At 40.9% G+C, this 11,726-nt stretch carries 6 protein-coding genes and 1 pseudogene; all 7 read left to right on the top strand.

Going from position 1 to position 11,726, the window contains the following annotated elements:
• A partial coding sequence (locus B3B27_RS10790) for a DUF4959 domain-containing protein (RefSeq protein ID WP_286847418.1) occupies window positions 1-1,293 on the top strand: 1,293 nt, incomplete at its 5' end.
• A 15-nt stretch (window positions 1,294-1,308) separates the two neighbouring features.
• Complete coding sequence (locus tag B3B27_RS10785) at window positions 1,309-2,715, top strand: DUF4998 domain-containing protein (RefSeq protein ID WP_286847417.1); 1,407 nt, start codon at window positions 1,309-1,311, stop codon at window positions 2,713-2,715.
• 318 nt (window positions 2,716-3,033) lie between these two features.
• Window positions 3,034-4,776 carry a family 10 glycosylhydrolase gene (locus B3B27_RS10780; RefSeq protein ID WP_286847415.1) on the top strand — a complete coding sequence of 581 codons (1,743 nt, stop codon included), beginning with the start codon at window positions 3,034-3,036 and terminating at the stop codon, window positions 4,774-4,776.
• Window positions 4,777-4,876: 100 nt separating this feature from the next.
• Window positions 4,877-6,250 (top strand): DegT/DnrJ/EryC1/StrS family aminotransferase, encoded by a 1,374-nt coding sequence (locus B3B27_RS10775; RefSeq protein ID WP_238868727.1) that lies wholly within the window; start codon window positions 4,877-4,879, stop codon window positions 6,248-6,250.
• Window positions 6,251-6,406: 156 nt separating this feature from the next.
• Window positions 6,407-9,736 carry a hypothetical protein gene (locus B3B27_RS10770; protein ID WP_238868728.1) on the top strand — a complete coding sequence of 1,110 codons (3,330 nt, stop codon included), beginning with the start codon at window positions 6,407-6,409 and terminating at the stop codon, window positions 9,734-9,736.
• Between the two features lie 197 nt (window positions 9,737-9,933).
• Window positions 9,934-11,349, top strand: coding sequence for a Gfo/Idh/MocA family protein (locus B3B27_RS10765; RefSeq protein WP_238868729.1), 1,416 nt, complete (start codon window positions 9,934-9,936; stop codon window positions 11,347-11,349).
• Window positions 11,350-11,488: 139 nt separating this feature from the next.
• Window positions 11,489-11,707: pseudogene (locus B3B27_RS10760) on the top strand (hypothetical protein); the annotation flags it as partial.
• Window positions 11,708-11,726 lie beyond the last annotated feature (19 nt).

Raw genomic sequence — 11,726 nt, 5'->3', positions numbered from 1 at the left:
ATAAATTATTTTATGAAACGATATGATCTTATAATATCTATTATTTTTACGGCTTTGTTTTTCTTTGCCTGCGACGATGTCAATACAGGCCCGTCAGAGCCGAAAGGACCGTGGAATCCTGGTCCGTTAGCAGAATGTACCGTTACGCCAATTAATGGTGGTGCAATAATTACATATACTATCCCCAAAGATCCGGATATATTGTACATTATGGCAGAATATGAGAGGAACGGAAAAATTTTCACCGATAAATCTTCTGTATATAATAATTCACTGACTATAGAAGGTTTTCACAGAGTAAATAAGGTGAAAGCCAAACTTTATAAGGTGAACAAACATGAGCAACGCTCTGAACCTATTGAAGTGGAATTCGAACCATTGGAATCACTTATCGATATTGCATGTAATACCTGGGAAATGATACCTGGCTTCGGTGGTGTTATAGGTTCCTGGTACAATCCAAAACAAACAGAACTGGGAGTGCGGCTGATGGTTGAGAATGAAGGCAATATCATGGAAACTAGAGATATGTATTATACTGCACTTAAAAACGATAAACATGCTTTCAGGCCATACGAAGCTGTACAAACTAATTTTGGTATTTCGTTTGAAGATAAATGGGGGAACATTTCGGATACGATAAGATTCACGACCACTCCTCTTTATGAAGTAATGATACCGAAGCCTTATGCCGATTTCCGTGCAAATATTCCATGGGACAATACCACGAATCTTTCTACCCGTCAATTGAGCTTGCTTTGGGATAACACAGTGAATACTTCAGGGCATGGATGGCTGACAAATCCAGGTGGAAGCGGATTGTCCATTACCATAGATCTGAAACGAGTAGTTAAGCTCAGCCGTATTGTGAGACACCCTTATCATATAAATTCTCTTTATGGACAGGCAAATATTACAGATTTTGAAGCATGGGGAATTGATGAGATCGATTATGATTTACTTACAGACAAATCTTATTGGCTGGATTCACTGAGTGTACGCTGGGGAGCTATTAAAACAGTTGATCCTATGACTGAAATTCCAAGCAGGACGTTTAAGGACGACTGGACGTACCTGGGACGCAATATTGTCCCTGGTGGACTCAGTAATGCAGATATATATGCTTTATCTGCCAGTGGAGTTGAGAGTGAAGTGCCGTTAGAAGCAAAACCTGTGCGATATGTCAGGATTTTTGTCAGATCAATCACGTTTATTAGCCCACCTCCATCCAGTAACTATTTTTCCTGTTCGGAGTTAACTTTTTATGGTGATACATCGATTCCACAAGATTAAAAAAACGAAACAGATATGAAAAAAATGAATAAGCTTCTTACATTAATGGTAACCCTGCTGGCAATCCTCATTGTTGGAATATCCTGCGACAGTATAAACGATATTCAGAGTGAATTTGCCGGTATGGAAGAAAAGGCCTATTTGGGGAAAGTGGATTCTCTTAAAGTACAGCCCGGATTTGGCCGTGCAAAAATAACATGGTATATCGGCACTGATCCGAAGATTGAACAAACAGTTATTTACTGGAATATGAGGCGCGATTCTATTGTTAAAGATTTTGTCCGCACTACTCCGGGTATACAGAAAGATTCAATTATTATTGAAAACCTGACCGAAAGTTCAATACTGTATGAGTTCCGCAATAAGAACAGTAAGGGGGAATCATCATTGTATTCCTCAATTACTGTAACTGCCTGGGGTGAAAATTTTGCCAGCAATCTGTTTGAAAGAAAGCTGACAATGAGAGAGTATGACTTCGCTTTATCACAATATAAGTTAGGCTTATCCCCGGCAATAACTGGAGATAGTGTTGTCTATTCCCAAATAAATTATAAGGATAAAGACGGAGTCAATAAAACGGTAAAGATTGAAAGGAATACCGATATAATTGAGTTGGCCAACTTTCCTGATGGAGCAGAATTTCAGTTTCGGAATGTGTTTTTCCTGCCTCAGGGATTGGATACGGTTTATGGCAATTATCAAACGTTTAAAGCCCCCACTGCTAAATTCGAAAATGGGAAAAAATTATCTCTCAAAGGGAATATCTCCAGCAGATATTTTGAACGTGACGGGGATAAGCTGTATGAATGGAATGCCGATGGCGACGTGATTGTATATGCTTTGAATGAAGATGGTTCATTCTCTCAATCCGAAACTTACTTATCGTTAGTGCCAAGGAGTAACTACAGGGAATTCTTCTTTTACAATGACGATAAGTTCATCTGTGTTAATACAGGTAATCTGGTGTCTATGCACCGGATTGTGGATGGACGGCTTGTTACTGTTAAAACGCCATCGGGAGCGGAAACTTTCGGTTCCAGCTTTAACATGATAAAATTCATACCGGCAAAAGGATTCTTCTATTCAATTGCTCCAACTACGGGGGATCTGCGTACCTGGTTTGCAAACAATGATGCAACATGGGGCTCCTCAAACGGGACTACGGTCACTAAAGGGTTTTTTTATGATCCGGTTATACTGTTTAATTATCAATACCTTGTATGTGTTGACCAGGATGGCTATTTATGGAGTATCCCAATCACAACTTCCGGAACGTTTGGAAGCAAGAATAAAATTGGTACGGGGTGGAGTAAATTTGTAAAAATAATTAACGTTGGAAATAAAATATTAGGGCTAGATGCTAACGGCGATTTTTACGAATTTGATTTTAATGTAACCGATAATTATTGGATATTAGATTGAACGATTGATGTTGTTGTATTAAACTGACGTGAGTCCGGAATAGCTCCAATTTATATATCGTGGATATAAATGGGTTTAGGACTGAAGATTGAAATTAGGTATCTCATATATGGGTATTCAATTAAAAATTATGAAACGGTAAATAGTTGACGCTATTCCGGCTTACGTCATTTGATCAAGAAATTATCAGTTCCGCGCGAAAAGTCTTTTTTATCGCAAACAAATGAATATACATGTTGATATTCAATGTAATAGGATCGTCGCCTCTTTAGTGGGAAAATAAAAATTATTCACATAAATATTTACAGTATGATTGAAATGATGGTAAGAATTAAGAAAAGGTTGTGCCGACATAAAGTAAACCTCTCTTCAATCATTCAGATTCTTTTGGTTTCGATCATTTTTCCGGGTTGTGCCGGGATTATAAACAAAGGATCTGATGTACCACAATTTCAAACACGTGCCCTTTGGGTGGATCCTCCGGGATTCAAAGACCGTGAAACTGTTGACAACCTGATTGAAAAATGCCGTAAGGCGGGTATAAATACTATTCTGCCCGACATTATGTTAAGAGATGAAGTCTGGTTCAAATCAAAGAAATTTATTGGAAAAGTACATGCTGATGATGAGTATGATCCACTTGCCTACCTTATTAAGAAAGCACATGCAGCTGGAATTATGGTTCAACCGTGGAGCTGCACTTATTATTCTAAACCCAGGCAACCGGACTGGATAAGTAAGCCTTTTATTGACAATAATTATGATCACGTATTCTTATCGGCAGCACATCCTGATGTAAATCCTTACCTGTTGTCGGTATTAGAAGAATTACTTGAATATGACATCGATGGCATTCATCTCGATTATGCCCGTTACTGGAATGCCGCTTTTGATTATTCGGAAACGGCAAGGTATCGTTTTAAGGAAACCTGCCATTTCGACCCCCTTGATTTTTTTGATTATCCCGAACGGATTGTTCCTCCTAAAGAAGATAGGTATCCGGTCAGGATGTTATGTCCCGATGCTATCACTTCAAACGTGGCTTCATTGGGAACGATTGAACGTAACCTTAACCGTACCGGTGTTGGATATGCCTATATTTCTGAAAAACCGGCCAATGTTGACGAATTAAGAACCCCGGGATTACTTATCATCTCCTTTTACAATAAAATGACCGCTGAAATGGGGCAGGCACTGGACAGATATGTGAAAAGGGGTGGCGATATAATCTGGATCTCTCCTGATAACAGCTTGTTTACAAATGAGATGTTAACGGGGCTTACCGGAGTATCGGGAACAAAGGGTTTCAAAACCGAACGGATAAACCTTCAGGTTTCGAATGTTATGTTCGGTCAATCTATTGATAATATGCAGGTTAGAATTGGCGGAAGCTCATTGGTTACCAGGCAGGCGAATGTAATTGCCCGATTGGACACAGGTGATCCTGTGGTGACAATCTGCGGAAAGAATAAAGGGAAGGTTGTACTGTTTGGTTTCCAGCTGATGTATAGTGATTCCCCGCAGGTGATGGATTACTTTAAGGATGCGATTACCGGGCTCCGGGAACAGGCCGGAATAAATGGTATCGACCCGATGGGTGAAAAACGTAAAGAGTGGATCGATTGGCGAGCCAGCCATCTTAAAGAGTTATTCCGTGAAGTGAACAGGATGGTGAAGAAAAAGAATCCGAAATTGCCGGTTACAGCCGCTTCCGGAGTCGGACCCCAGCAATATTGCGGTATCTATCGCGACAGCAGGGATCTCCTGTCAGAAAATATTGTTGACTATATTTTCCCGATGAATTATACCGACAGGTTGGATATACTGAAAGATATACTTGATGAACAAGCACTTTATACACCTGGAGGCATGTCGGAACGAATATTTCCGGGATTAAAACTCTATACCAGGAAAAATGACACCACTGTACCCATGGATGCTGAGATTGTTGATCAACAACTTAAAATGGTAAAACAGTACGGTTACCGTGGGTTTTGTCTGTTTGCATATTCCTATTTTTCAGACGAAATGATAGATGTGATTCAAAGATACAGCCAGTAATAGCGATATTGATCACACCTTACAAAATAATCGAAAATTGTAAATTTTTATATAGCTGTATAGCATCAAAAAACAATGTGTAATTTTTAATAAAAATAATATGAAAAGTAACAATATCAGTCGTCGCCGTTTTATAGGTACGGCAGCAGCCGCTACTGCAGGAGTTGCAGTTTCAGGTTTCAGTCCCGTTTTTGGAAATTCGAGAGAAACTTCAGATAAACTTGCACTTTTAGGTGGAACTCCTGTTAGAGGCAACAAGAAATGGCAAAGCTGGCCGCAGTGGGATGCTGAAAAGTTCAATCCCAGAATGAACGAAGTGATGGGTAACCGGGTTTGGTCACGTAGTAAAAAGGTTACCGAATTTGAAACAAAATGGGCAGAAATGCACGGTTCGAAGCATTGCCTCACGACGGTGAACGGGACCAACGCCCTGAGCGCCGCATGGATGCAATCAAATATCGGCCCGGGCGACGAGGTGATCTGCTCTCCCTATACGTTCAGTGCTTCGGTTTTCGGAATACTCTACAAAGGTGCCATGCCAGTTTTTGCAGACATTGACCCGGAGACCTTCCAAATAGATCCCAAGCAGATCATCAAGAAAATAACTCCGCGGACCAAGGGCATCCTGCCGGTTCATATTTGTGGCTATCCATCAGATATGCCCTCGATTATGAAAATTGCAAAGGAACACAATTTGTTCGTTGTGGAAGACGCATGTCAAGCACACCTTGCAGAAATTGGCGGCAAAAGAGTCGGAACTTTCGGCAATGCCGGGTGTTTTAGCTTCCAGGCATCGAAAAACCTTCCCATTGGCGAAGGAGGCGGAATTCTGACCGACGATACCGAATATTACGACCGCCTATATTCCTACCACAATTTCGGTTACGCATCGGGTTCGGTATCAGGGCAAATAAGTTCAATCACAGCACTTATTCTTGCTAACAAGATTCGTATGGCAGAGTACCAGGCTGTTATCGGATTGTGCCAGTTGGAAAAACTCGAAGAACAACACAAAATAAGGAACGAAAACGGAGCATACCTGAATGAAAAGCTCGCCGCTTATCCAGGTGTCACACCGGTAAAATTACACAAAGGGGCAACTGCGGCATCATATTACATTTATGCTATGGTGTACAATCAGGATAAGCTTGACGGACTACCGCGTGAAAGGTTTATCGAGGCGCTCAAAGCTGAAGGAGTTCCGATGGGGACAGGTTATCCGAACGATCCGCTTTATGGTCAACCGATGCTCCATGAGGTGTTCAAATCCGATATTTATAAAAAGTTATACACGGCAGAAGAACTGGATTTTGAAAAATATAAAAAGAATAATCACTGTCCAGCTTTGATTAAAACGTATAACTCGGCGCTTTGGATGTGGAACGGCGGACTCATGCTCGGCTCTAAGTCAGATATGGATGACATCATTAACGCTGTTGATAAAATACATAATAACGTTGCGAAGCTCAAATAAGGGAAGCACCTGTTTATTTAAGGATAAGTATCTACAAACCTACGATAGTCCCTTCAAGGATTCTCCTTGCCAATTAATGGATGCCGGAGCCCTTGAGTGAGAAATATCTTTGTTGGGATTCTATCAGCCGATAATAGCAAAATGAAATAAAAACCAATGAAGAGATCAATAATATTTTTTTTCTTTCTTGCATCCATAATAACAGGAACATTACACGCACAAAAGATAATAAAAGGGAAAGAGTCTCCCCTTGAGATTGCCCATACACGTAATATAGAAGTAAAATGGAAAGGGGAAATTCTGATTTGCAGCGACTCTCTGTCCTGGATAACAGACCAAACGGTTGGTGACCACGCTGATACTTTTATGGTCACACGTGAAAATGGCTGGCAAACCGTTAATGTTTGGAATAGTAAAGCTGTTGCTCCATACCGCAGAGAGATGGGACTATCTCCTGACAGTAAGAAGATAGAGCTGACTTTTCAGGTACATCAGGATGCCCTGATGGACAGTTACCCTTCTCCAGACATTACTTATAAAATTCTGGTACCTGCTGCTACATTGGCAAATTCAACATGGGATGCTTTGACGGGACGTTCACAAAACGCCCGCTGGAGCAGCGGTAATTTTGATGTTGCCATGCCCGATGGGATTATCACAACCGGAACCCGGTGGATCACTTTCAACACCCCGAAAGGAGCAATTACTTTCGATTTTAATCCGCACGGAGTTGGCACTTATTATGTAGCTGGTATAAATACTATGGTGGCGCAATGGACAGTAGCGAAAAAAGGAGATGCAATTGAACTTTCATTTTCTACTTCCGCCACGCAATATGGTGGAGATCTAACTAGTAAGCTAACTCTTTTTGAGGGAGGTAAAAATGATTATGCAAACCATCATGCAGCCACCTTTTATCACTATTTTTCGGAACTTAAGAAAGAGAAACTGTTCTCATTTAACGACAGGGCAGGTAATGATTTTACCAACGCTGGAACAACACGGTATGATTCCGGGGCAGGTTATGGATGGCAAATTACCAAAGGGATCTCTATCGAAGGAGACGGGCGACCCGGGGCATTATATGCCGCTTGCTCCTCTTCAAGCCCCAACACTTTTACTACCGATGGATTGCGCCCGGGATTATACCTTATCACAATAAAATCAAGCGCATTGCATAAGGGAAAGGGCCCTTTTTCTATCATATTCGACGGGGAACCAATTTACAATGACATTACAATTAACAAAGGTAAAATGTCAGAAATCACCCTTGTTCAATGGATAGAGGATGGTAACGCTGACATCAGTTTTGCAGGTGATTGGGCAGTCAGCGTCATTGGGTTTCAATTGTTTTTGCATCGTGAAGAAGATTATCAGTTCAGACGGGGGAACTGGTTGAAAAAAGAGGGTTTTTGCCCGGGTATCCTCTTTGCAAATTATTACGACACTCCTCCTGTTTACGGTAAAGCGCTTGCATTTTCCTCGCTTGCGGGTGAGATAGGTGAATCGGCAGAGATACCCCCATTTCCGGATCTGGGTACGGCATTGCCAGATCAGCAGGCAAAGGAACTGGCCTGGAGGTTCAATAGCCCGTTGGGAACGATGGGGCCTGACAACTGGGGCACCTTTAATGAATTTAATACACCTGAAAAAATCAAGAAAAGGTTAGAGCAGGTCAAAAACAGTGGAGTGAACGCGGTGATATTGAATGGGTTCCTTTCAAGACACACCTATTCAGCACATTTGAAACGGGTGGAGGAAAACATCAGGCAAACTGTGGAAATAGCTCATCAAAAGAGAATGAAGATTATCGATCACCAGGACCTCACCATCTTATGGAATGCCGATATGGGATTCCGGTTTCTGGCTGCAAATCCAGGTTACCTGCAGCATAATCATACCAATGGGTTGCCTACATGGGGATTGTGTCCCGTAAATACCGATTTTAAGTATGGATACTTCTTCCCCTATATCTCTGAGCATATTAAAAATACCAATATCGATGGTTTTATGCTGGATGAGACGGCGTTTCATTTTGCGAATTTTTGTAATTGCTCCCATTGCAGGAAATCATTTACCGATATTACCGGATTGGTATTGCCGGATGATGAAACCAATCCGCTGTTGCATAATAAATCATCAAAATTATGGAAAACCTGGATTGAATGGCGAAAATATGCCATGGCTCAATGGAGGATTGATCTGAGCAACCTTACTCACCGCATCAACCCCTATTTTTCAAACCTGGAATACTACTCTGAAGGGGGGTTTTTAGCCAATTCAGCCTCTTACGGACAGGGGGGGGACCTGCCCTTGAGTGCCAGGTCGAAAGACTTTTTAGGCACCGAGATCATGAGCCGCGACGTATGGGACGACTACCGTTATAATTTCACCAGCAGGAATATGTATAACAGTTTGAGGGAAACATACGGATCCCCTGTTTTTGGGCTGGTCTATCCAGTAGGAGTATTTAACTATGCACTTATTGGATGGGCGATGAACAATATGTTCGGACAAGTAACCTGGTCCTTGGTCGATTTTGAAGAGAATGAAAAGATGAATCCATATACTGGCTGGGAAGAAAATATGAATAAGGTAACATCTGTCCCCTATACCGATATTGCAGTGGTGTTTTCACGATCGACAAGGGATTGGTCTGCAAAAAACACGGGCAATTATCCCAAAGAAATAATGGGAACCGGTCAATTCCTGGCTTCAAGGCATATACCCCATACTTTTATTCTGGATGATGCGATAACCAGTCAGGATATTTCGAGGTTCAGGGTACTGTTGGCACCGGGAATGGATTGTATTTCCGATGCACAGGAAAGTATATTAAAACAATTTATCTTTAACGGTGGCACCCTACTCCTTACGGGAGAGTCGGGAGTGCTGACACCGTACGGTGAAGTCAGGGATAAACGGGCATTTTGCGATATCCTCACCGAAAGACTCTTAGCTGAAACCACTAAAACAGATTTGATGGAAGTGAAATATGGCAAAGGGAGAATAATATATAGCATGGATAAAAGTATGATGAACGAATTTTGCCCGTCGATCAGAGATACCGATATGATTTACCGCTTTACCCCTGATCCGAAAATAACTGCATTCAACGAAAGAATAATAGAGAATACGGTTGGAACGATGAAGTTCAAGTCGATATCAATTCCATCAAAAGTGCTTGTAACAGCTTATAAGGATACAGAAAAGGGCGCTGTAATGGTTCATTTGCTGAATGCTACGGGAGTAAAGTCAAAGCATGGTGATGTGCTTCCCCTTGCTGCTCCAGCTTGGGAGCCGATCAATGAAGATATAAGTTTCGAGATTACATTGCCGTCTTTCAAAAAGGCCTATTATACTTCGCCCGATGCGGAAGGACACAAAAAAGTGGATGTTGAAAAAACAGGAAAGAACCGTTACAAAGTTATTGTGCCCAGAGGCACAGTGGATAAATATGGTATTGTATATCTTCTTCAGGAATAATATATGAAACCGACATCGTTTAAAATAATCACCACTATTGATTGTGAATTAAATTCGCTTGAAATTCGACAAAAGTCGATTAATAATGATAAATGGTGAGTTCGTCAACAAAAGAACAATTCTCTTGTAGCTATCCTGTATTTTAACATTTTTAATTAAGAATAAAAATCACTCGGAAATTTGGACGTTGAAAAAGCATGAAAACAAACAGACGACATTTTTTAAAACAGATAACAGCAGGAGGCATTGGCTTCGGTTTTATCCCCGGCCTATATGCTGAAGGATCCATTTCAGATAGATTTGAAACCTTATCTAAGGGGACAGGAAGAAAACAATATTTTAATATGTGCGGTTACCGGGCTCCCAAGCTGGATATTGTACGTTTAGGATTTATTGGGATAGGGAATCGCGGTTATTCGAACCTGAATCATATGACCTTCCTGGAAGGCGTGCAAATAAAGGCGGTTTGCGATATTGTACAATTCCGTATTGACAGTGTTCAGCAGTTGCTTAGAAAACGGGGATTACCGGAAGCACAGGTATATACCGGAAGTGAAGATGCCTGGAAAAAAGTATGTGAAAATCCTGATATTGATTTAATTAGTATTGCCGTTCCAAGAGGCCCGCTCCATGCACTCATATCTGTGTATGCGATGAAATGTGGTAAGCATGTGGCTGTTGAGGTACCAGCCATATCCACCGTTGACGAGGCCTGGGAAGTGGTTGAGGTATCAGAGAAGACAAAAAAGCATTGCTACATGATGGAAAACTGTTGCTATGATTTCTTCGAGCTGCTAACATTAAACATGGCGCGGCAAGGATTTTTCGGAGATATTATCCATGCCGATGCTGCTTATATTCATCACCAGTCAATTCATGAAAAGACAAAAGATTTAAACATGTGGCGTTTGGAAGAAAGCCAGCGTCATAACGGAAATCTGTACCCCACACACGGATTAGGTCCCGTTTGTCAGATCATGGACATTAACAGAGGAGATAAACTGAACTACATGACCTCGATGTCTTCAAATGATTTTATGCTTGGGAAGAAAGTTTCTGAACTGGCAAAAAACGATCAGTTTTATAAAAAGTATGATACCAACTCCTACAGAGGAAATATAAATACCTCTATAATCAGAACTGAGAAAGGGCGAACCATAATGCTTCAGCACGATACTACCAGTCCCCGGGTCTATTCCCGTATACACATGATCAGTGGTACAAAAGGCGCTGCCCAAAAATATCCTGAGCCAGGCAGGATTTCACTTGGTAGTAAATGGCTAGATGATGAAGAGATGAATAAAATTAACGACCAGTATAAGCCGGAGATAGTAAAACGAATTGGAGAAATGGCCCAAAAAGTGGGGGGGCACGGTGGAATGGACTTTTTAATGACATGGCGGCTTATTGATTGTTTGAGAAACGGGCTTCCGATGGATATTGATGTGTATGATGCTGCTGCCTGGAGCGTGATTATTCCGTTAAGTGAAAAATCAGTGTCAAACCATTCAAAACCTGTTGAAATACCCGACTTTACACGCGGTGCCTGGAGAACAAATTATCCTGTGGACATATCCTTATTGGAAGGAAATACAACAACTATAAGATTGTAGATTAAGCAGATAAAATTACAAAACATATAGGTTATTTTTTATCAATTCGACAAGCAAAAAATTAATTGGTAAAAGCTATAATCTAAATTGTTATGAGTATGCACTATTTAAAAAATAAGTTCATAATTATTCTTCAGAGGATATCGCTGTAGCTACCTTATTTTTTGAAAACGGCGCTATTGCCACTGTGGATTCCTATTTTTGTATTCCGGATAACAGCAGTAAAAATATTTTTGAACTTTATGGTTCTAAAGGAAGTATTCTTGCCAGAAAAACAATTGGACAAGGTGAGTTTGGAGAAATAATTGCTTCTTGTTGCGAAGCTGCAAAAAGCAAGGAAGTTAAGGATATTGTCTAATATAAAAGTTTAAACACAA

Source organism: Proteiniphilum sp. UBA5463, assembly GCF_002427225.1.
GTDB classification, from domain to species: Bacteria; Bacteroidota; Bacteroidia; order Bacteroidales; family Dysgonomonadaceae; genus Proteiniphilum; species Proteiniphilum propionicum.
The sequence above is the reverse complement of the archived record's forward strand: the minus strand, read 5'-3'. Positions and strand labels throughout refer to the sequence as shown.